We start from the raw sequence: 19,841 nt of genomic DNA, 5'->3' as shown, positions 1-19,841 counted from the left end.
GGGCGCCGCCCGCACGGCCTAGCCCGCCGCCAGCCCCCCATCCACGGGATACTGCCCGCCGGTGATGAAGGCCGCCTCGTCCGAGGCGAGAAACAGCACGAGGTTGGCGATGTCGATGGATTCGCCGTAGCGCGCCATCGGGATCGTCGCCTGAAGCTGCTTTTGCATGTCCGCCCCGCCGCCGGGCGCGAAACCCTCCTCGAGCGAGCGCATCATGCGCGTGTTCACCGGCGAGGGATGCACCGAGTTCACCCGCACGTTCGCGGGCGCGGCCTCGATGGCGGCGGCGCGTGTCAGACCGACGATGGCGTGTTTCGACGTGATATAGGGCGCCACGTTCGCGCTGCCCTGAAGCCCCGCGATGGAGGACATGTTGATGACGCTGCCCGAGCGGCGCTCGATCATCGAGGGCAGCACATGCTTGAGTCCCAGGAAGGCGCCGCGCACGTTGACCGCCATCACGCGGTCGAAATCCTCGATCGTCTGGTCGACGAGCGGGGCCACGCGCCCCTCGATACCGGCATTGTTGAAGAACACGTCGATCCGGTCGAACCGGTCGAGCGTCGCCGCGACATAGGCCGCGGTATCCTCGGGCGACGAGACGTCGGCGGCCACGCAAAGCACGTCGTCGCCGCCCCCGAGCCGTTCGGCGGCGGCGTCCAGATCGTCCTCGCGCAGATCGACCAGGGCGACCCTGGCGCCCTCGGCCAGGAACAGCCGCGCCGTCTCGAGCCCGATTCCCGCCGCGCCGCCAGTGATGAGCGCGATCTTGTCCTGCAAACGTGTCATTCGCGTGATCTCCTCGTTGACCGGCACAGCGAGACGGCCGGGCTTTGCCACAGCATGCCCCTCGCGGCGGCATTGTTCCAGACCGGACCGGCCCCGGATCAGAAGTCGAAGAGCGTTCCCACGGAATAGGCGATGATCGCCGCCGTTCCGCCGATGAGCAGCGTCTCGGCGGCGGATTTCCACCAGGCCGTCAACGACCAGCGGCTCTTGATCGCGCCGATGGCCGCGAATGTCGCCATCGTCAGCCCGGCCGAGACCGGCAGCGGCGCGGGCAGCGACAGTACGAAGGGGATCAGCGGCACGATCCCCGCGCCGAGAAACGCGGCGAAGGTGACGCTGGCCGCGACCAGCGGTCGGGGCTCGGTCGAGCCCAGCCCATGCTCTTCGGCCAGCATCATCGCGACCCACATCTCGCGATCCGCCGAGATCGCGTCGACCGCCGCCCCGAGCCCCGCGCCGCTCATGCCCTTGGCGCGGAACACCTCGCGCAGCGCATCGCGCATCGCGGCCGGTTCGCGCTGGATGCGGGTGTGCAGATCGGCGCGCAGGCGATGGCGGTCGTCGCGGTCGGCCTTGGTGCCCGAGTAGTTGCCCGCCGCCATCGAGAAGCCGTCGGCCGCCACGTTGGCCAACCCGAGCGCGAGAATGATGCCGGTGGGCAGCCCCGCGCCGGCCACCCCCGCGACGATGGCGAAGGTCGTCACCGCACCGTCGATCCCACCATAGACGGCGTCTCGAAGATGACTGGCTTTCGGCGCCGGGGCGCCTGGCTTGTCATGGTCCGGTGGCATCGTAACTCCGCGGCGGGGTGGCGCGCGTGATCCGCACGCGCCCCGCCATACGTCACCTTATCCCGCCGGGCCGCACGGGCAAGGCCCGGCCATCGCGGCGTCGAGCGTCAGCGCAAAGCCCGCGAGCGCGTCCCATCCCGAGCTGTGGCCGGTGAAGGACGGCACCCGCAGCGCGGGAGCAAGGCCGTCGCCGCCGCGCGCCAAGGCATCGAGCGCGGCGTGCAGATCGGCATGGAGCCAACCGCGCGCCGCCGCGTCGAGATGCGCGAGGCTGATCGCGTGGGTGCGGCGCGGTCCTTCTTGCGCGATGCAGGCGGCCAGCGCGTCGTGCGGCCCGGCCAGCCCCGCCCGGCGCAGCGCGACGAGCGCCCCGGCGAGGAAATCGTCGCCCGAGGGCGTCAGCCCCGGCCCCAGCCCCAAAAGCGCGGCCACCGCCCCCGCGGGGACGCCCTGCGCCGCCGGTCCCGCCGCCCAATCCGCGATGGCCCCGAGATGCCCCGCCGCGGCGCGCAGAACCGCGCCTTGCGGCCGGTCGGGGCACAGCCACGCGCCCAGCCCGCCATCCGGCACCCGCGCGGGCGCGGCCCGGCGCAAGACGGCCAGACCGCGCGCCATGGCGCGAGGGTCGAAAACCGGGGGGGCGGGCGGGCTCCAGCGCGAGACGCCGCCGGTCTCGATCACGAGGGGGCCGAGCGAAAGCCGCCCCGCCGTCACCCTGACCGGTGCGCCGGGGGCGAGCGCGGCCAGTGCGGCGCCCGGCAGGCCGGGGCAGGGCAGGTTGATCGGACCGTCGCCGATGGTGCCGTCGCCGATGCAGACCAGCCCCCCGGCAAGGCGCAGATAGGCCGAGCGGGCAAAGACGGCGACGACCTCGCCCGTGCCGGGGCCGAGCCGGTCGGCCGCGGCGATGCCGATCGTGGCGGGCCTCACGGCAGGACGTGGGTGCCCGCATCCCCGCCGAGCGCGGCCATCGCCTCGTCCAGGTGGCCGATCACGGCGCGCTTGCCCCCGCCCTCGACAAAGCGGATGGCGGCGTCGACCTTGGGCCCCATGCTGCCCGGCGGGAACTGTCCCGCGTCGCGCAGCCGCTTGAGATCGTCCACGCGGATCTCGGTCAGGTCGGATTGCCGGGGCGTGCCGAAATCGATCGCCACCCGCGAGACCGCGGTGAGGATCATCATCGTGTCGATGCCCAATACGTTCGCCATTCGCGCGGAACTCAGGTCCTTGTCGATCACCGCGGCCACCCCGGCGCGCACGCGGGTCGCGCCCTGGCGCACGACGGGGATGCCGCCGCCGCCCGCCGCGATCACGACCGTGCCGCGTTTCACCAGGTCGTCGACCCGCGAGATATCGCATATATGGCGCGGGACGGGCGAGGGCACGACATGGCGCCAGCCCCGGCCCGAATCCTCGCGCATGAGCCAGCCGAGCTCGGCCTCGATCCGGCGGGCCTCGTCCTCGGTAAAGAACGGGCCCACGAATTTCGACGGCGCGTCGAAAGCGGGATCGTCGGGGTCGACCTCGACCTGCGTCAGCAGCGCGGCCACGTGGCGCCGGTCGCCCGCCTCGCGCAGGGCGTTCTCCATCGCCTGCATCAGCAGGTATCCGATGCCGCCCTGGCTATGGGCCACGCAGATATCGAGCGACATCGGCGGGATGCGGTCCATCGTCAGCATCTGGCGCATCATGATCTTGCCGACCACCGGGCCGTTGCCATGGGTCACGACCAGTTCGGGAACATGGCGCAACAGCGGCAGGAGCGATGCGGCGGTCCGCTCGGCGACGCTTTTCTGTTCGCCCGAGCTTCCGGCCATGTCCTCGGGGTGGGTGGCGTTGCCGCCGATGGCGATGAGCAGCCGCTCGGGGATGCCCTTAGGGCGGGTCATGACGCGGCCTCGGCGCGGGCGGTCTGGGCCAGCGTCACCGCCAGCGCGCTGGCCTGCGCGTTCGAGGGCGCGACGACGATGCCCGCCGCGCGCAGGGTCGCGGCCTGCCGGGCCTTGTCCTGCGGATCGGCCGCGGTGCCCGTGACCGAGGCCACCACCGGCGGGCGCGGTCCGGCATGGGCGGCCAGCACCTCCGCCGTCTGTCCCGCGGGGTCGTCATGCGCGCCAAAGCCGATGACGAGGTCGAGCAGGATGGCGCCCACCGCGTCGTCGCCCAGGGCGCGGGCCAGCATTTCGTCGCGCACCGAGGGGTCGATCATCGGGTGGGGCCTGCCGCGGGTGTATTCGTCGGCGCCGAGGTCGAGCACCCGGTCGCCCGCGGCGCCGTCCCCGACATGGGCGACGCCGGGCACCGGCGCGTTCGAGACCGGGTTGCGGCCCGCGCGGCGCAGGACGATCTGCGCCTCGGCGGCAAGCGTGCCGCCGCAGAACAGCCCCTCTATCCGGCCGGCGCGGCGCTCGCCCTGCATGTCGCGCGGGGCGGCGTCGGGGGAAAAGCCCGCCCCGATCCGCGCGCCGTCCAGCGCCATCTCGGCCGCTTCGTGCAGCGTGAAGGCCTGCGTGGCACCGGGCGGCAGATCCATCGGGTCGGCCCCGATGAAGCACACGACATGCGGCTTGGCGCTTTGGGCGATCCGGTCGAGCACGGCCGCCGCCACCTCGGGGTGGGGCGGTTTGGAGATCAGCACGATCCGGTCGGTCGCCGGGTCCGCGTCGAGCAGTTCCAGCGCCATCATCGTCGTGATGCCGCCGATCTCGTGCTTGAGGTCGCGCCCGCCGACGCCGATGGCATGCGAGATCCCGCGCCCGGCCTCGGAGACCAGGCACGACACCTCCTGGATGCCGGTGCCCGAAGCGCCGACGATCCCGACCGCGCCGCGCGCGACCCGGTTGGCGAATGCGAGCGGCGTGCCGTTCAGGATCGCCGTGCCGCAATCGGGGCCCATCATCAGCAGGCCGCGCTCGCGCGCCTCGAGCTTGAGCGACCGCTCGTCCTCGAGCGCGACATTGTCGCTGAACATCAGCACGTTGAGCCCCCGGCCCAATGCGCGCCGCGCCTCGGTGGCGGCGAAATCGCCCGGCACCGAGACCAGCGCGAGGTTCGCCGCGGGCAGCGCCTCGGTCGCGGCGGCGATGCTGCGCGGGCGCCAGTCCTCGGCCGCCGCCGAGGCGCGGGGACGGTCGAGCCCCTCGAGCGCCAGCGCTCTCGCGGCCTCGGCGGCGGCGGCGTCGCGGGCGCGCAGCCCGAGGACCAGGTCGTTGGGCCGGGCGTCGCAGCCCGCCTCGATCAGCCCCGCATCGCGCATGATGGCGAGGTTCGAGGGCGATCCCATCATCAGCGCCGCCTCGATCACGCCCTCGGCGCCGGCCACCTCGCGCGAAAGCCGCATGAGAGCCACGGAATCGAGGTAGAAGCCCCGCCGGATCTCGTTCACCAGAACGTCGCTCATGCCACGCCAAGCTCCTCTGCGATGGCCCGCACGGCCTGTGTGAAACACGCCATGGGCGCGCGCACGATGCCCGCGCCGACCTGCCCGATGCCCGGTTCGCGATGGGCGATGCCGGTGTTGATGACGGGCGCGAGCCCGGTATCGACGACGCGGCGGATGTCGATGCCCGTCGGCGTGCCGAGATAGTCGGCGCCCGGAATGGTCCATTCGGGGTTCGCGCCCATCGTGATCTCGGACATGGTGCGCGTGAAATTGGCCGCTGCCGAAGGGGCGCCCGCGCCCACGAACCCCGCGACCGCGGGTGCTGCGGCCATGGCGAACCCGCCCAGCCCGATCGTCTCGACGATGGTGCTGTCGCCCATGTCGGGGTTCGCGTCCGCGGCCGAGTAGCCGGGGAAATACAGCCCCTCGGGCATCTCGACGGGGGCGGTGAACCAGCGGTCGCCGGTGCCGCTGACGCGGATGCCGAAATCCGTGCCGTTGCGGCACATGGCGGTGACGAGCGTGGCGCCCTCGATCCCCCGCGTGGGGTCCATCATCGCCTTGCCCATCGCCATCGCGACGTTGAGAAAGAACTGGTCGTTCGCGGCGATGAAGGCCAGCGCCCGCGCCAACGCCGCGCGATCCTCGCAGGTGCGGGCGAGGTCGGGCGCGATCTCGCGCAGGAACAGCCCCGAGCAGGCGACGTTGCGCTGGTGCATCTCGTCGCCCATGCCGAGGCCCCGCGCGACGATGGCCTTGAGCCCGATGCCGCCGCGCGCGCGCAGCGCGGCCCCGAGGCTCGGGCCGAACTCGTCGCGCAGCCAGCGCAGCCGGTCCAGCACCTCGGCATCGTTGCCGCCGAAACGCATGACCTTGCCCAGGCCTTCGTTGACGGTGCAGAAGGCGCGATTTCCGAAGGCGCGGTTCTCGACGACCATGACCGGCTGGCTCATCGTGGTCATGCCGGTCATCGGGCCGACGGCGTCGAAATGGTGGTTGGGATGAAAGGCGATGTCCCCGGCGGCGGCCATCGCGGCGGCGGCATCGAGATCGGGGGCCCAGCCCTCGAACACGGCGATGCCCGCGACGGCGCCCTGCATCGGGCCGCACATCCGGTCCCAGGTGATCGGCGGCCCGGCATGGAGGATCATGCGCTCGGTCAGGGCGGGGATCGCCTCGGATGCGGGGATCACGTCGACGAGCACCGGCTCGGCGGCAAAGATGCGCGACAGCGCGGTGTCGTTGGCGGTTCGGATCGTCTCGATCACACCCATGGCCCGATCACCCCCCGAGCCGCGCGAGAAGCGCGGCCATCTCGGGATCGCCGCCCGCCGGCGGCGCCCAGTCGACATGCACGACCTCGACGGCATTGGCGCGCAGGTCGGCGACGAACCCGTCGAGCCCGACATTCACCACAGCGATCTTTTCGGTCAGGAGGCGCGCCGCGCCGCTTGGGGTCTGGCTGGTATCCGCAGGCATGGGGTCCTCCCGTTGTCGCACGACTCGAGCTTAGTAAGTAAGTTTTTACTTTGTCAATCTCGCGCTGGCCGCGGCCCCTTCAGAGCCCGGCATAGAGTAGCCGCGGCAGCCACATGCTGATCTCGGGCACATAGGTCACGACGCCGAGCGCCAGCAGCGCCAGCCCGATGAAGGGCAGGCTGCCGCGCACCGCCTGCTCGTAGGTCACGTTGCCGAGGCTGCTGGCGACGAAGAGGTTGAGGCCGAAGGGCGGGGTGAACATGCCGATGGCGCCGTTGACGGTCAGCACGACCCCCAGATGCACGGGGTCGATCCCCACGGTCAGCCCGACCTTGTAGAGAAGCGGCCCGAGGATCACCATGATCGAGGCCGCGTCGAGGAACATCCCCGCCACGAGGACCGCCACGTTGATGAGCAGGAACAGCTCGGTCGGGGTGTCGCTGAAGGACAGGATCGTGTTGGCGATGGCCACGGCCAGCCCCTGCGAGGTCAGATACCACGCAAGCACACCGGCGGCGGACAGGATTATCATGACCTGCGCCGTGGTCGCCGCCGACCCCGCCACCGCGGCGAAAAGTTCGCGCGGCGTCTTTTCGCGGTAGATCACCGCCGAGACGAAACCCGCATAGACGACCGACACGGCCGCGGCCTCGGTCGGGGTGAAGATGCCGCCATAGATCCCGCCCAGGATCACCACCGGCACCCCGAGCCCCCAGGACGCATCCTTGAGCCCCTGCCAGAGCTGACCCCATGTCGGCGGCGGGGTGCGGGGGATGTCGTGGCGCCGCGCGTGGAACACCGCATAGGCGATGAAGACCAGCGCATAGACGAGCCCCGCGCCGACCCCGGCCATGAAGAGCGCGCCGACCGACACCCCGGTCACGGCCGCATAGACGATCATCACGACGCTGGGCGGGATGATGATGCCGAGCGAGCCCGAAGCCACGATCAGCCCGATGGAAAAGCGCCTCTTGTAGCCCCCGTCGGTCAGCGCGGGATAGAGGATGTTGCCCACCGCGACCACGGTGGCCGGGCTCGACCCCGAGATCGCGCCGAAGAACATGCACGAGCAGACCGTGGTGATGCCGAGCCCGCCGGTCAGCCGCCCCACCAGCAGGTCAGCGAATCCCACGATCCGGCGCGAGAGCCCGCCGACCCCCATCAGGTTGCCCGTCAGGATGAAGAACGGGATCGCCATCAGCGCAAAGCTGTCGATGCCCGAGAACATCCGCTCGACCACGATGGCCATGGGCATCATCCCGTCGAGCCAGATGACGATCATCACCGCCCCCGCCAGCGCGATGAAGATCGGCGTGCTGGACGCCAGCAAAAGGCCCAGCAGCGAGAAGAATATCGCGTTCATCGTGGGTCCGCCCGGTTCAGTTGATAAGCTGTGTTTCGGCTTGCGGCCGGGTTCGGGTCAGCGTTCGGAACAGGGCCTGCGAAAATCGCAGCCCCATCAGCCCGGCGCCTATGGGAATGGCGAGCTGGACGATCCAGAAGGGCATCTGCATGGCCGAGGTCTTTTGCCCGAAGGCACGGGTCTGCATGACCAGCAGGATGCTGTAGTAGAGCAGCGCGGCGCAGAACAGCACGCAGATGCACAGCACCGCGACCCTGAGCGCATGGGCCAGCGGCGCAGGCAGGACCTGCGGCAGCGCGTCGATGCCGATATGGATGCCCTTGCGCACCGCCACGCTGCTGCCGATGAAGACCAGCCAGATGATCTGGTAGCGCACGACCTCTTCGGCCCAGACGACGCCGGTGTTGAAGCCGTAGCGCGCCACCACGTTGGCGAAGAGGATCACCGAGGCCGATCCGAGAAGGATCGCGATGAACACCTCCTCGAGATGGGCGAGTGCCTTGTCTAGCTTGCTGAACATCGCGGCACCCGCCCTTTCGTTTCGTCCGGCCCTTACTGCCCTGCGCCCTTCAGCGCCTCGATCTCGGCATAGGCCTGGTCGATGAGGTCGCCGCCGATGGCCTCGCGGAACTCGTCATGCACCGACCGCGTCGCCTCTTCGAAGGCGGGGCGGGCGTCGGCAGCGAGCTCGGTCAGGGTCGCCTGTCCCTCGTTGATCGTGTCGATATATCCGGCCTCGCGGCGCGCGGTTTCCTCGCGCTGGAACGGCGTGACCTCGCGTGCGGCGGTCCTCAGGATCTCCTGCGTCTCGGGGTCGAGCTTGTCGAACCACATCTTGGAAAAGACCAGCGCATAGCCGAGATAGGCGTGGTTGCTGAGGATCACGTCGCTCTGCACCTCGTGGAACTTCATGTTCACGATCGAAACGAAGGGATTTTCCTGGCAATCGACGACGCGCTGTTGCAGCGCGGTATAGGTCTCGGAAAAGGCGATCGGCACCGGCGTCGCGCCCATGGCCTTGAACTGCGAGATGATGATGGGGCTTTCCATCACGCGCACCTTGCGGCCCGAGAAATCGTCGGGCGAGTCGACGGGATTGTTGCAGGTGAACTGCTTGAAGCCGCTTTCCCAGAAGGTCACGCCCTCGAGCCCGACCTCGCCCAGCTTGTCGAGCAGCGCCTCGCCCACCTCGCCGTCGAGCACCGCATGGGCGATGGCGGGGGTCGGGAACAGGAAGGGCAGGTCGGGAAGCTGAAGCTCGGGCTTGAAGTTCGACAGCTTCGCGGTGGGGATGATCGCCCCCTCGATGGCACCGAACTGCATCTGCTGCACCGCCTGAACGTCGTCGGCCAGCGCGTTGTTGGGAAAAATCTTTACCTCGATCTCGCCGTCGGTGCGCTCGGCCACCAGTTCGGCAAAGCGTTCGGCGGCGACATGCTGGGCGCTGTCCTCGGGCAGGTCGTGATGGAATTTCAGCACCGTCTCGGCAAAGGCGGCCGGTGCGGCGCCGATCGCCGCGCAGATGCCGAGGGGGGCAAGGATGGTGGTCATCTTCATGGTGCGTTCCCTTCCGGTTGACTGAATGGCGCGGGTGCGCCGGTTGTATCCTGTCGGACGAGGGGCGCGTCGCGCCCGCCGCTATCTCGTGGCGACCGTGCCGTTGCTGCGCGGGTCGGTCGCACCTTCGAGCAGGCCGTCGGGATGACGCACGATGGCGCCCGCATGGCCCATGCTCTCGGCATAGGATTCGACTACCTCGACATCGTGGCCGGCCGCGCGCAGCCGGTCGATGATATCGGCGCCGATGCGATCCTCGATCTTGAGCGTCGTGGTCCCCGCCCCCCAGGTCCGCCCCAAAAGCCAGCGCGGCGCCGAAACCGCCGCCTGAAGCGGCATCCCGTGCAGGACGTGGCGGGCAAAGACCTTGGCCTGCGTCTGGGGCTGCCCCTCGCCGCCCATGGTGCCGTAGACCATGAAACGGCCGTCCTTCAGATCCGCCATCGCGGGCTGGATCGTATGGAAGGGCAGGCGCTTGGGGTCGAGGCGGTTGGGATGCCGCTCGGCCAGGCTGAAGCCGGTGCCGCGGTTTTGCCAGGTCACGCCCGTCTCGGGCAGAACGAGCCCCGATCCGAACTCCCAATAGATGCTCTGGATATAGCTTACCGACAGGCCGTCGCGGTCGACCGCGCCCAGCCATACGGTATCGCCGGGCTGCGCCGGATGCGGCCAGGGCGCGGCCTGTTCGGTCGATATCCCGGCCCGGAGCCCGTCGAGGCATTCGTCGGTCAGGTAGCTCTCGGCGGGTTCCGACATGTAGGCCGGATCGCCCACCTTGTCGTTGCGCACGCGAAAGGCGGCCTTGGTACATTCGACGAGCCGGTGCACGAAATCGAAGCTCTCGGGCGCGTCGGCGCGGATCGGGTCGTAAAGCGCCAGCAGCATGAGCGAGGCCAGCCCCTGCGTCGGCGGCGGCATGTTGTAGACGCGATGCCCGCCCACCATCACCGACAGCGCCTCGACCGCCGCGGCGCGATGATCGCGCAGGTCCGACAGCCGCAGCGGGCTGCCCGCCGCCTCGAGATCGCGGGCCATGCTGGCGGCGAGATCGCCGCGATAGAAATCCTCCGGCCCCGCCTCGGCGATCCGTTCGAGCGTGCGGGCGATGCGGTCCTGAACCAGGCGCGCCCCGATGGGCAGCGGCGCGCCCTTGGGCAGATAGACCTCGGCAAAGCCGGGCACATCCTCGAGCTCGGCGCGTTTGGCGGCGGTGTTGAGATGCAGCGTGCGCGTCACCGCGGCCCCGTCGCGGGCATGGCGGATCGCATCCTCGAGCAGTCGCGACAGCGGCATCCGCCCGCCATGGCGCGCGGCGCTGAGATCATGTGCGGCCCCCCATCCCGAGACGGCCCCCGCCACGGTCAGCGCCGAGAGCGGCCCGCGCGTCGGGATCGCATCGAGCCCCAGCGAGGCGTAGTAGTCGCGCGACGCCATTTCCGCCGAACGCCCGCAGGCCTGGATCGCGTGGGGCATCTCGCCCTTGCGCCCGATCAGCCAGAACCCGTCGCCGCCCAACCCGTTCATGTGCGGATAGACCACGGCGATTGTCGCGGCGGCCGAGATCATCGCCTCGATCGCGTTCCCGCCATCGCGCAGCACCCCCAGCCCGGCCTGCGCCGCAAGGTGATGCGGTCCCGTGACCATGCCGCCATATCCGCGGGTCGTGTGCAACATTCATGCGCTCCGATGCCGTTTGGTAAACGCTCACTTACTTATGGGCGTCTTGTCAAGAAATCTTGTATAGCCGCCCCGATGAGTCCAGCCTGACCGGCGGACATGCCGAGAAAAGAGGCGAGATGACCGCCAGCCCGTCACGAAACGAACCCGCGCGCGCCGCCGGGCCCCGCACGCGCGACCCCGAACGGACGCGCCGCGCCATTCTCGATGCCGCCCGCGAAGAGTTCTGCACCCACGGGCTGAACGGCGCCCGGATCGAGCGGATCACCCGCAAGAGCCGCGAGAACACGCGGATGATCTATCATTATTTCGGCAACAAGGAGGGGCTGTATCTCGCCGTGCTCGGCGCCGTCTATGGCGAGATCCGCGCGCAGGAACGCCAGCTCGACCTCGCCTCGGCCGACCCGCTCGAGGGGATGCGGCGGCTGATCGGGTTCACCTTCGATTTCTTCGCCACGCGCAGCGATTTCCTTGCGCTGATCGGGTCGGAGAACATTCAGCGCGCGCGGTTCCTGCGCCAGTTGCCCGATATCCAGGCGATGACCACGCCGCTGACGGATTCGATCCGCGACCTGCTGGCGCGCGGCCATCGGCAGGGCGTGTTCCGGGCGGATGTCGACGCGGTGCAGTTCTACGTGTCCATCGTCGCGCAAAGCCAGTTGCATATCTCGAACCGCTTCACGCTGTCGGTCCTGTTCGACGAGGACCTGACCGATCCCGGCTGGCTGGCCGCGCGGCGCGCCCATTCGCTCGACCTGCTGATGAGCTATCTGGGCGCAGGTGCCACGGGCGCGCGCCGAGGCGCGCCCTAGGCCGGGGTCAATCGGACCGCGTCGCCGGGGCGGGGGCCAGCCGGTCGAGCACGACCGTTTCGCGGTCGAAATCCTGTGCCGCATGGCCCGCGCCCGGAAAGGCCATGCAGTCGATCCCGGCGGCGCGGGCGGCGGCAACCCCCTCGGGGCTGTCGGACACGGCGAGCGCGTCGCCCGCCTCGGCCTCAAGCCGCCCGAGCGCCTCGGCGAACCGCGCCGGACCGGGGGCCGCGCCGCCATCCTCGCCGCCGTCGAGAATGGCGTCGAACGCCCCGGCATCGATCCCGGCCGCCTCGATCGTGGCGTCGATATCGGCCCGCGACGCGGTCGAGACCAGCGCCAGCGACCGGCCGCCGCGGCGCATCTCATCGAGCGCGTCGATCACGCCGGGCCGGGGTGCGATGCCGGGGGCGAGCGCCTCGCGGAACAGCTCGGACGCGCGCGCCCGGATCGCCCCGGCATCGAGGCGCGCCCCGCGCGCGGCGGCGGCCTCTTTGATGGCGCCGCGTCCGGCAGGCACCGGCGCGCTCCAGCGCCAGCCATGGCCCGCCTCGGACAGCGCCGCGTCGAGCGCGCGCCGGTGATGATCGTCCGTGTCGGCAAGCACGCCGGTCGATCCGATGATGAAAGCGGGCATGAAGGTCACTCCGGGTTCGGGAAACAGGCCCTGACCCATCGCGCGAGCCCCGCCTTGCGTTCCATCGCCCGTAAAGGCTCAGGCGGCGAAAAGCTGGCCCAGATCCTTGAACGCCTTGAGCTCGACCGCGTTGCCGGCGGGGTCGTGAAAGAACATGATCGCCTGCTCGCCCGGCTGCCCCTCGAAACGGGTATAGGGCTCGATCAGGAACTCGATGCCCGCCGCCCGCAGCCGCTCGGCGGTCCGGTGCCAGGTCTCCATATCCATCACCATGCCGAAATGACGCACCGGAACGCCGTGCCCGTCGACGGCGCCGGTCGCCGTCTTGCGGCATTCGTCGGGCGCGAGATGGGCAACGATCTGGTGGCCGTGAAAATCGAAATCCACCCATGTCTCGCTGCTGCGCCCCTCGGCGCATCCCAGCAGGCCCTTGTAGAACTCGCACGCCGCGTCGAGATCGTCGACCGGAAAGGCGAGGTGAAAGGGGCGGATCTGTCGGTCGGTCATGGTATCGGCTCCGGGGGGTTGCGGCACTGGCCCCGGTCTAGACCGGCGGGCCGCCCGCGTCCAAGGGGCTCTTGCGCCGCCGCGCCATGCGGTCGTGACAGACCCCCGCCGCGCGGCCTAGCGTGGACCCGTGCAGGGCGGCGGGCAGGGGGGCGATGACGCATCGGATCGGGGGCATGAGGCGCGGCGGCGGGCCTCCATGACATCGCGCGCCATCTCTGCGCAGGCGGGCCTGCGCGCCCTGTTCGACGCCGCCATCGCCGCGGCCGACCCGATGGATTGCGTGCCCCGCGCCCTGCCGGACCGCCCCGCGGGCCGGGTGATCGTGGTGGGCGCGGGCAAGGCGTCGGCGCGGATGGCCGAGGCGGTCGAGTCCGCCTGGGGGCCATGCGAAGGCCTTGTCATCACCCGCGACGGGCATGACCGCCCGACCCGCGGGATCAAGATCGCGCTGGCCGCCCATCCCGTGCCCGACGCGCGCGGCGTAGCCGCCACGGCCCGGATGCTGGGGATGCTCGGCGCGCTGGGCGACGGGGATCACGCGCTCGCCCTCGTCTCGGGCGGGGCCTCGGCATTGCTGGTGCAGCCCGCGCAGGGTGTCACGCTTGCCGACAAGCAGGCGCTGGGCGCGGCGCTGCTGGCCTCGGGCGCGCCGATCTCGGCCATCAACACGGTGCGCAAGCATCTCAGCGCGGTCAAGGGCGGCCAGCTTGCCGCGGCGGCATACCCGGCGCGGATGACGGCGCTGGTCATCTCGGACGTGCCGGGCGACGATCCGGCGCTGATCGCCTCGGGGCCGACGGTGGGCGACGGCTCGACCCCCGCCGACGCGCTGGCCGCGCTCGACCGTCACGGCATCGCGCCGCCGCCCGCGATCCGCGCGGCGCTGTCGCGCCCCTCGGGTGTCTGCGCGCCAGACGACCCCCGCCTGTCGCGCTGCGTCACGCGCGTCATCGCGGCGCCCGCACATTCGCTGACCGCGGCGGCCCGCGCGGCACAGGGCCTGGGCTGGCGGCCCGAGATCCTGGGCGATGCGCTCGAGGGCGAGGCGCGCGACCTTGCCCGCGATCATGCCGCGCTGGCGCTGCGGCGTCAGGCGGCGCTGGGGCCGGGGGATGCGCCGCTGGCGCTGCTGTCGGGAGGCGAATGCACCGTGACCCGCCGGGGCGACGGGCTGGGCGGGCCGAATGCCGAATATGCGCTGGCGCTCGCGCTGGCGCTGAACGGCGCCGAGGGCATCCATGCCATCGCCTGCGATACAGACGGGGTGGACGGCGCGGCCGCGATCGCGGGCGCCGCCATCGGCCCCGACACCCCGGCGCGCGCCGCCGCGGCGGGCCTGTCGCTGTCGCAGGCGCTGGCGCGCAACGACGCGCATGGCCTCTTTGCCGCGCTGGGCTGCGGGATCGTCACCGGCCCGACCCTGACCAACGTGAACGATTTCCGCGCGATCCTCGTCGCGCCTATTCGGGGATGAGGCCCCTGGGGCTGAAGCGCAGCACCAAAAGCAGGATCACCCCCATCGTCAGCAGCCGCACATGCGCGGCCGAATCCAGCAGATGCGCGCGCAGGTCCGACCCTTCTGGCAGGCCCGAAGCCAGCGTCGACATCAAGAGCTGGCCCATCGGCTCGACCTGCACCCAGAGGAACCAGATCAGGAACCCGCCGAGAACCGCGCCGAGATTGCTGCCCGATCCGCCAACGATCACCATCACCCAGACGAGAAAGGTGAACCGCAAGGGCTGGTAGGAGGACGGCGTCAACTGCCCGTCCAGCGTCGTCATCATCGCGCCGCCGATGCCGCAGATGGCGCTGCCGAGGATGAAGACCTGCAGATGCCGGCGCGTGACGTTCTTGCCCATCGCCTCGGCGGCGGTCTCGTTGTCGCGGATCGCTCGCATCATGCGCCCCCAAGGCGAATGCAGCGCAAGCTGCGCCAGAACGAAGATCGCCAGCAGCACCGCGGCGAACAACAGCCCGTAGGCCGCCTTGACCCACAGCCCCGAGGCCGTCATCGGGTCGAGCCCGAACTCGGCCGCGCGCGCGACGAAGGTCTCGGAGCGTTGCAGATCGACCTCGTAGGGGACGGGGCGCGGCAGGCCGATCACGTTCTTGACGCCACGCGACAGCCAATCCTCGTTCTTCATCACGGCGATGATGATCTCGGCGATGCCCAGCGTCGCGATGGCAAGGTAATCCGACCGCAGCCCCAAAGCGGTCTTGCCGATCACCCAGGCCGCGCCCGCAGCCAGCAGACCGCCCGCGGGCCAGGACAGCAGGATCGGCAGGCCCAGCCCGCCGAGATAGCCTGTCGCCGCCGGGTCGATCGCCTCGATCACCGCGACCCCCGGATCGAGCACGGCGCGAAAGGCAAAGAACCCGACGAGCAGGATCGCCACCAGCCCCAGCGCGCGGGCCCGGCCCGGCGCCATGCGCGCCCAGAACAGGGCGGCCGCGGCTATGGTCAGGGCGCCGAGGACCAGCCCCGCCATGACGCGCGCGCCCCCCGCCGACCAGGCCTCGGGCACCGGGTCGGCGGCCACCAGGACCGCGGCCAGCCCACCCAGCGCGACGAACCCCATCACGCCCACATTGAATAGCCCCGCAAAGCCCCATTGCAGGTTCACCCCGATGGCCATGATGGCCGAGACGAGCCCCATGTTGAGGATCACCAGCGCGGTGTTCCAGCTCTGCACAAAGCCCGTCAGCACGATCAACAGGCCCACCCCGGCGAAAAGGGCGGCATTGCGAAGGCCCTGGCTCATACCGATTTCCCCCGGAACAGCCCCGTGGGCCGGAACAGCAGCACCACCACGAGGATCATGAAACTCACCGCGAACTTGTAATCGGTGCTGAGCAGCTGGACGAGCCCCGACGGCTCGAGCGATTGCGGCAGGAGGTATTCGAGCACCTTTTTCCATGCATAGGTGATCGTGACCTCGGAAAAGGCGATGACGAAACCGCCCGCGATTGCCCCGAGCGGCGAACCGAGCCCGCCCACGATGGCCGCGGCAAAGATCGGCAGAAGTAGCTGGAAATAGGTCAGCGGCCGAAAGCTCTTGTCGAGCCCGTAGAGCACACCCGCGACGGTGGCGAGCGCGGCCACGATGAGCCAGGTGACCATGACCACTCGCTCGGGGTTGATGCCCGACAGCAGCGCGAGATCCTCGTTGTCGGAAAAGGCGCGCATCGATTTGCCCGTGCGCGTGTGGTTGAGAAACCAGAACAGCACGGCCACGACGATCACCGCCGTGATGACGGTAATGGCCTGGCTCGTGCGCAGCCCGACCCCCTCGTCGAGCCCGGTCGCCTCGCGAAAGTCGCGCACGGTAAAGATGAACCGCGCGCCATCGTCGAAATTGCGGTCTCCGGGCCCGATGACGAGCCGCACGAGCCCGTTATAGATGAACATGACCCCCATCGACACGATGACGAGGATCACCGGATTGGCCTTGCGGCGCCTGTAGAACCGATAGACCGCGCGATCCGTGCCGAGCACGAGCAGGGCGGCGGCCGCGATTCCGGCGGGCAGTGCCAGCAGGGCCGTGGGCACCGGCCCGAGCGATATGCCGGCGGCCTGCAGGCCCCAGGTGAACAGGATCGTGGCCATCGTGCCGAAGGCCATCGTGTCGCCATGCGCGAAGTTCGAGAACCGCAGGATGCCATAGACCAGCGTGACCCCCAGCGCGCCCAGCGCAAGCTGCGCGCCATAGGCCGTCGCGGGCACCACCACGAAATTGAGCAGCGCGACGAGCGCGTTCAGAAAATCCATGAACCATCCCCGGTCGCGATCGTCGGATTCGAGTATTTCGGGAAACAGAGAAACCGCGCGGTCTCTCTTCTCTTCTTCAAATACCCATGTCGGTCGGGCGGGTGATTGCGCATCGCTCAGCCCCCCAGGAAAGAACGCCGGACCTCGGCGTCGGCCAGCAATCCCGGCCCGGTTCCGGTATGGGCATTGGCCCCCTGCACGAGCACATAGCCGCGATCGGCGATCTCGAGCGCCTGGCGGGCGTTCTGCTCGACCATCAGGACCGGCAGGCCCGTCCGGGCCACCTCGATGATGCGGTCGAAAAGCTCGTCCATGACGATGGGCGACACGCCCGCGGTCGGCTCGTCCAGCATCAGCACCTTGGGCCGGGTCATCAGCGCGCGGCCGACGGCGACCTGCTGGCGCTGGCCGCCCGAGAGCTCGCCCGCCTGCTGGCGGCGCTTGTCGCGCAGGATCGGAAAAAGGTCATAGACCTGCTCCATCGTCGGGGCGATGTCGTCGCGGCGGATGAAGGCCCCCATCTCGAGGTTCTCCTCCACCGTCATGGTGGTAAAGATATTGCCGGTCTGCGGCACGAAGCCCATGCCGCGCGCCACGCGGTCCTGCGGCGACAGGGCGGTGATGTCGGTGCCGTCGAGCACGACCGTGCCCGCCCGCAGGTCCAGCATGCCGAAGATCGCCTTCATCGCGGTCGATTTGCCCGCGCCGTTGGGGCCGACGATCACCGCGATCTCGCCGGGGTTCACGGCGATGGTGCAATCGTGGAGGATATCCGGCCCCCGCCCGTATCCCCCGGTCATGCCGCGCCCCTCGAGAAAGGGGCGGGTGCCGCGCGCGGGTCTGGGATCGCCGCCCGGCCCGGCCGCGACGGTCGAGCTGCCGCTGCCCGGCTTGACGATGGAGGCGTCGTTATTGCCGCGCCCGCCATAGGGGCCGGTGCCGTTCCCGGCGCTCATGCCGTGGCCCCGATCTTGGCGCGGTTCTTGAGCCCGGTGCCGAGATAGGCCTCGATCACGTCCTCGTTGGCGCGGATCTCGTCGAGGGTGCCCTCGGCCAGGACGTGCCCCTCGGCCATGCAGATCACCGGCCCGCAGATGCGGCCGATGAAATCCATGTCATGCTCGATCACGACGAAGGTATAGTCGCGCTCGGCATTGAGGCGCAGGATCGCCTCGCCGATGGTGTTGAGCAGGGTGCGGTTCACGCCCGCGCCGACCTCGTCGAGAAAGACGATCCGCGCGTCGACCATCATCGTGCGCCCCAGTTCGAGCAGTTTCTTCTGCCCGCCCGAGATCTGTCCGGCGCGTTGATCGGCCAGGTGTTCGATGGTCAGGAATTCGAGCACCTCGTCGGCCTTGGCGCGCAGGGCGCGTTCCTCGTCGGCGATGCGGCGGCGCCCGAACCAAGTGTTCCACAGCGTCTCGCCCGATTGGCGGGGCGGCACCATCATCAGGTTCTCGCGGCAGCTCATCGAGGCGAATTCATGCGCGATCTGGAAGGTGCGCAGGAGCCCGCGGTGAAACAGCTCGTGGGGGGGAAGGCCGGTGATGTCCCGCCCCTCCATCGTGACGCGGCCCGAGGTCGGCGGCAAAAGCCCCGCGATCACGTTGAACAAGGTGGTCTTGCCCGCGCCGTTGGGCCCGATCAGCCCGGTGATCGTGCCTTTTTCGATTGTCAGCGACGCGCCGTCGACGGCGTGGAAGCCGCCGAAATGCTTGTGCAGGTTCTTGACCACGATCATGCGCGGGACCCTTCAACGACGCGGCCCGGAACCGGGGTTCCGAGCCGCGCTTTTCCTGGAGCGATACGGGATCAGCGGTAGCCGATCGTCTCGAACTCGCCGTTCCTGACCTCGACCTCGCGGAAGTTGCCCGCGCTTTCGCCGTTGCCGACAAGCTCGATCGCGGTGGCGCCGACATAGTCGATATCGCCGCCCTCGGCCAGGATCTCGAGCGCGCGGCCCAGCTCGCCCGGCTGGATCGGCTCGCCGGGGGCGTTGGCGACCTCGGTGATCTTGTCCTTGAACTCGGCGCTTTCGGTCGAGCCGGCCGCGGCCATGGCCAGCAGCATCAATGCCGCCGCGTCATAGCTTTCGGCGGTGTAGGCGCCGGTCGCGTCGAACCCGGCCTCGTCGGCCATCTCGGCAAAGGTGACGCCGCCTTCGCTGTCGGAGCCGCCGATCTGCCCGTAGGAGCCGTCGATTTCCGAGCCGAACGTATCGGTCAGGCTGTCGGAGACCATCCCGTCGGGAAGCTGGAACGTGTCGAAGGCGCCCGCGTCGAGCGCGGCGCGCACGATGCCCTGGCCGCCCTGGTCGGCATAGCCCGCGACGACGAGGATATCGCCGCCCGCCGAGGCCAGCGCGCCGATCTCGGCCGAATAGTCGGCCTTGCCGTCCTCATGCGCGGCCGAGATCGTGACGGTGCCGCCCTGCGCCTCGAACGCGCTCTGGATCGAGTCGGCGAGGCCCTTGCCGTAGTCGTTGTTGGTGTAGGTCAGCGCGATCTCGTTCACGCCCCGCTCGGCCAGCACCTCGGCGATGACCTCGCCCTGGCGGGCGTCGGAGGGCGCGGTGCGGAAGAACAGCCCGTCATCCTCGGCATCCGACAAAGCGGGCGAGGTAGCCGAAGGCGAGATCATGACGATGCCGTTGGGCCGCGCCACGTTCTGCAGAACCGCGCCGGTCACGCCCGAGCAGGCCGCGCCGATGATCGCGGCCACGCCGTCCGAGGTGATCAGACGCTCGGCCGCGGCGGTCGCGGCGGCGGCGTCGATGCAGGTCGAATCGGCGCGCACCGGCTCGACCGTGCCGAGGGGGAAGTTGCCCGAATCGTTGATCTCCTGGATCGCGAACTCGGCACCCGTGGCCATGCCCTGGGTCATGGATTCGATCGGCCCGGTAAAGCCGAGCAGGATGCCGATCTTGACGGTGTCGTCTTGGGCAAGTGCCGGTGCCGCCAGAAGGGCGGCCGCCGCGGTGGCGGTCAAGAGGTGTTTCATGATGCTCCCTGTCGTCGTTCCAGCCGGGTTTCGCCCGGCATTCGGTTCAGCCTCGCGGCAGATTACGGCATCTTT

The 19,841-nt window shown here is 69.8% G+C and carries 20 protein-coding genes; 2 read left to right on the top strand and 18 right to left on the bottom strand.

The features are described from left to right. Positions 1–18: 18 nt before the first annotated feature. From E2L08_RS06205 to E2L08_RS06155, 11 genes are all read right to left on the bottom strand, one after another. Positions 19–789, bottom strand: a complete 771-nt coding sequence (locus E2L08_RS06205) for an SDR family NAD(P)-dependent oxidoreductase (protein WP_133396204.1) — start codon at positions 787–789, stop codon at positions 19–21. A 98-nt stretch (positions 790–887) separates the two neighbouring features. Next, positions 888–1,580 carry a VIT1/CCC1 transporter family protein gene (locus E2L08_RS06200; protein WP_133396203.1) on the bottom strand — a complete coding sequence of 231 codons (693 nt, stop codon included), beginning with the start codon at positions 1,578–1,580 and terminating at the stop codon, positions 888–890. Between the two features lie 57 nt (positions 1,581–1,637). Next, positions 1,638–2,510 (bottom strand): oxamate carbamoyltransferase subunit AllH family protein, encoded by an 873-nt coding sequence (locus tag E2L08_RS06195; RefSeq protein WP_133396202.1) that lies wholly within the window; start codon positions 2,508–2,510, stop codon positions 1,638–1,640. Further along, positions 2,507–3,469: a carbamate kinase gene (locus E2L08_RS06190; protein WP_133396201.1), complete on the bottom strand. Its 963-nt coding sequence runs from the start codon at positions 3,467–3,469 to the stop codon at positions 2,507–2,509. Before E2L08_RS06190 ends, E2L08_RS06195 begins: the two co-directional genes overlap by 4 nt. Next, positions 3,466–4,980: an acyl-CoA synthetase FdrA gene (fdrA, locus tag E2L08_RS06185; protein WP_133396200.1), complete on the bottom strand. Its 1,515-nt coding sequence runs from the start codon at positions 4,978–4,980 to the stop codon at positions 3,466–3,468. Before fdrA ends, E2L08_RS06190 begins: the two co-directional genes overlap by 4 nt. Further along, complete coding sequence (locus E2L08_RS06180; protein WP_206076976.1) at positions 4,977–6,236, bottom strand: YlbE family protein; 1,260 nt, start codon at positions 6,234–6,236, stop codon at positions 4,977–4,979. The genes fdrA and E2L08_RS06180 overlap by 4 nt, the downstream gene beginning before the upstream one ends. Before the next feature lie 7 nt (positions 6,237–6,243). After that, positions 6,244–6,441, bottom strand: a complete 198-nt coding sequence (locus tag E2L08_RS06175) for a hypothetical protein (RefSeq protein WP_133396199.1) — start codon at positions 6,439–6,441, stop codon at positions 6,244–6,246. 79 nt (positions 6,442–6,520) lie between these two features. Beyond that, entirely contained in the window at positions 6,521–7,804 is a 1,284-nt protein-coding gene (locus E2L08_RS06170) for a TRAP transporter large permease (RefSeq protein ID WP_133396198.1), read from the bottom strand. Positions 7,805–7,820: 16 nt separating this feature from the next. Beyond that, a complete protein-coding gene (locus tag E2L08_RS06165; protein ID WP_133396197.1) occupies positions 7,821–8,324 on the bottom strand; it encodes a TRAP transporter small permease in 504 nt (167 codons plus the stop codon). 32 nt (positions 8,325–8,356) lie between these two features. Further along, the gene (locus E2L08_RS06160; protein WP_133396196.1) at positions 8,357–9,361 is read right to left on the bottom strand and encodes a TRAP transporter substrate-binding protein; all 1,005 of its coding nucleotides are present in this window, start codon (positions 9,359–9,361) and stop codon (positions 8,357–8,359) included. 81 nt (positions 9,362–9,442) lie between these two features. Then, positions 9,443–11,035: a gamma-glutamyltransferase family protein gene (locus E2L08_RS06155; RefSeq protein ID WP_133396195.1), complete on the bottom strand. Its 1,593-nt coding sequence runs from the start codon at positions 11,033–11,035 to the stop codon at positions 9,443–9,445. Positions 11,036–11,157: 122 nt separating this feature from the next. Between E2L08_RS06155 and E2L08_RS06150 the strand changes: the two genes are divergently transcribed. After that, positions 11,158–11,850 (top strand): TetR/AcrR family transcriptional regulator, encoded by a 693-nt coding sequence (locus tag E2L08_RS06150; RefSeq protein ID WP_133396194.1) that lies wholly within the window; start codon positions 11,158–11,160, stop codon positions 11,848–11,850. 7 nt (positions 11,851–11,857) lie between these two features. Here the strand turns inward: E2L08_RS06150 and E2L08_RS06145 are convergent, their stop codons facing one another. Together E2L08_RS06145 and E2L08_RS06140 are read right to left on the bottom strand one after the other, a co-directional pair. After that, positions 11,858–12,487 carry an HAD family hydrolase gene (locus E2L08_RS06145; protein WP_168771065.1) on the bottom strand — a complete coding sequence of 210 codons (630 nt, stop codon included), beginning with the start codon at positions 12,485–12,487 and terminating at the stop codon, positions 11,858–11,860. A gap of 78 nt (positions 12,488–12,565) precedes the next feature. Further along, positions 12,566–12,994: a VOC family protein gene (locus tag E2L08_RS06140; protein WP_133396192.1), complete on the bottom strand. Its 429-nt coding sequence runs from the start codon at positions 12,992–12,994 to the stop codon at positions 12,566–12,568. A gap of 199 nt (positions 12,995–13,193) precedes the next feature. Here E2L08_RS06140 and E2L08_RS06135 point away from each other — a divergent pair, with 199 nt between their 5' ends. After that, on the top strand, positions 13,194–14,471 hold the full coding sequence (locus tag E2L08_RS06135; RefSeq protein WP_133396191.1) for a glycerate kinase type-2 family protein: 1,278 nt from the start codon (positions 13,194–13,196) through the stop codon (positions 14,469–14,471). Here E2L08_RS06135 and E2L08_RS06130 read toward each other — a convergent pair. The 5 genes from E2L08_RS06130 to E2L08_RS06110 form a co-directional block, all read right to left on the bottom strand. Continuing rightward, complete coding sequence (locus tag E2L08_RS06130; protein WP_133396190.1) at positions 14,458–15,759, bottom strand: branched-chain amino acid ABC transporter permease; 1,302 nt, start codon at positions 15,757–15,759, stop codon at positions 14,458–14,460. The two genes, E2L08_RS06135 and E2L08_RS06130, sit on opposite strands and share 14 nt — an antisense overlap. Continuing rightward, positions 15,756–16,766: a branched-chain amino acid ABC transporter permease gene (locus tag E2L08_RS06125; protein WP_133396189.1), complete on the bottom strand. Its 1,011-nt coding sequence runs from the start codon at positions 16,764–16,766 to the stop codon at positions 15,756–15,758. The genes E2L08_RS06130 and E2L08_RS06125 overlap by 4 nt, the downstream gene beginning before the upstream one ends. A 116-nt stretch (positions 16,767–16,882) precedes the next feature. Next, positions 16,883–17,722 carry an ABC transporter ATP-binding protein gene (locus E2L08_RS06120; RefSeq protein WP_133396188.1) on the bottom strand — a complete coding sequence of 280 codons (840 nt, stop codon included), beginning with the start codon at positions 17,720–17,722 and terminating at the stop codon, positions 16,883–16,885. Then, a complete protein-coding gene (locus E2L08_RS06115; RefSeq protein WP_133396187.1) occupies positions 17,719–18,507 on the bottom strand; it encodes an ABC transporter ATP-binding protein in 789 nt (262 codons plus the stop codon). The genes E2L08_RS06120 and E2L08_RS06115 overlap by 4 nt, the downstream gene beginning before the upstream one ends. Before the next feature lie 71 nt (positions 18,508–18,578). Further along, complete coding sequence (locus E2L08_RS06110) at positions 18,579–19,766, bottom strand: ABC transporter substrate-binding protein (protein ID WP_133396186.1); 1,188 nt, start codon at positions 19,764–19,766, stop codon at positions 18,579–18,581. Positions 19,767–19,841: the final 75 nt, after the last annotated feature.

This window comes from Palleronia sediminis (assembly GCF_004358695.1).
GTDB classification, from domain to species: domain Bacteria; phylum Pseudomonadota; class Alphaproteobacteria; order Rhodobacterales; family Rhodobacteraceae; genus Palleronia; species Palleronia sediminis.
Note: the sequence above shows the minus strand (reverse complement) of the source record. Positions and strands in the feature narration are given on the sequence as shown.

What these genes read in the sequence shown, in the direction of transcription:
- E2L08_RS06205 (WP_133396204.1), bottom strand. Translation starts at nt 789, where the DNA reads ATGACACGTTTGCAGGACAAGATCGCGCTCATCACTGGCGGCGCGGCG.
- E2L08_RS06200 (WP_133396203.1), bottom strand. Translation starts at nt 1,580, where the DNA reads ATGCCACCGGACCATGACAAGCCAGGCGCCCCGGCGCCGAAAGCCAGT.
- E2L08_RS06190 (WP_133396201.1), bottom strand. Translation starts at nt 3,469, where the DNA reads ATGACCCGCCCTAAGGGCATCCCCGAGCGGCTGCTCATCGCCATCGGC.
- fdrA (WP_133396200.1), bottom strand. Translation starts at nt 4,980, where the DNA reads ATGAGCGACGTTCTGGTGAACGAGATCCGGCGGGGCTTCTACCTCGAT.
- E2L08_RS06180 (WP_206076976.1), bottom strand. Translation starts at nt 6,236, where the DNA reads ATGGGTGTGATCGAGACGATCCGAACCGCCAACGACACCGCGCTGTCG.
- E2L08_RS06175 (WP_133396199.1), bottom strand. Translation starts at nt 6,441, where the DNA reads ATGCCTGCGGATACCAGCCAGACCCCAAGCGGCGCGGCGCGCCTCCTG.
- E2L08_RS06170 (WP_133396198.1), bottom strand. Translation starts at nt 7,804, where the DNA reads ATGAACGCGATATTCTTCTCGCTGCTGGGCCTTTTGCTGGCGTCCAGC.
- E2L08_RS06165 (WP_133396197.1), bottom strand. Translation starts at nt 8,324, where the DNA reads ATGTTCAGCAAGCTAGACAAGGCACTCGCCCATCTCGAGGAGGTGTTC.
- E2L08_RS06160 (WP_133396196.1), bottom strand. Translation starts at nt 9,361, where the DNA reads ATGAAGATGACCACCATCCTTGCCCCCCTCGGCATCTGCGCGGCGATC.
- E2L08_RS06155 (WP_133396195.1), bottom strand. Translation starts at nt 11,035, where the DNA reads ATGTTGCACACGACCCGCGGATATGGCGGCATGGTCACGGGACCGCAT.
- E2L08_RS06150 (WP_133396194.1), top strand. Translation starts at nt 11,158, where the DNA reads ATGACCGCCAGCCCGTCACGAAACGAACCCGCGCGCGCCGCCGGGCCC.
- E2L08_RS06145 (WP_168771065.1), bottom strand. Translation starts at nt 12,487, where the DNA reads ATGCCCGCTTTCATCATCGGATCGACCGGCGTGCTTGCCGACACGGAC.
- E2L08_RS06140 (WP_133396192.1), bottom strand. Translation starts at nt 12,994, where the DNA reads ATGACCGACCGACAGATCCGCCCCTTTCACCTCGCCTTTCCGGTCGAC.
- E2L08_RS06135 (WP_133396191.1), top strand. Translation starts at nt 13,194, where the DNA reads ATGACATCGCGCGCCATCTCTGCGCAGGCGGGCCTGCGCGCCCTGTTC.
- E2L08_RS06130 (WP_133396190.1), bottom strand. Translation starts at nt 15,759, where the DNA reads ATGAGCCAGGGCCTTCGCAATGCCGCCCTTTTCGCCGGGGTGGGCCTG.
- E2L08_RS06125 (WP_133396189.1), bottom strand. Translation starts at nt 16,766, where the DNA reads ATGGATTTTCTGAACGCGCTCGTCGCGCTGCTCAATTTCGTGGTGGTG.
- E2L08_RS06120 (WP_133396188.1), bottom strand. Translation starts at nt 17,722, where the DNA reads ATGAGCGCCGGGAACGGCACCGGCCCCTATGGCGGGCGCGGCAATAAC.
- E2L08_RS06115 (WP_133396187.1), bottom strand. Translation starts at nt 18,507, where the DNA reads ATGATCGTGGTCAAGAACCTGCACAAGCATTTCGGCGGCTTCCACGCC.
- E2L08_RS06110 (WP_133396186.1), bottom strand. Translation starts at nt 19,766, where the DNA reads ATGAAACACCTCTTGACCGCCACCGCGGCGGCCGCCCTTCTGGCGGCA.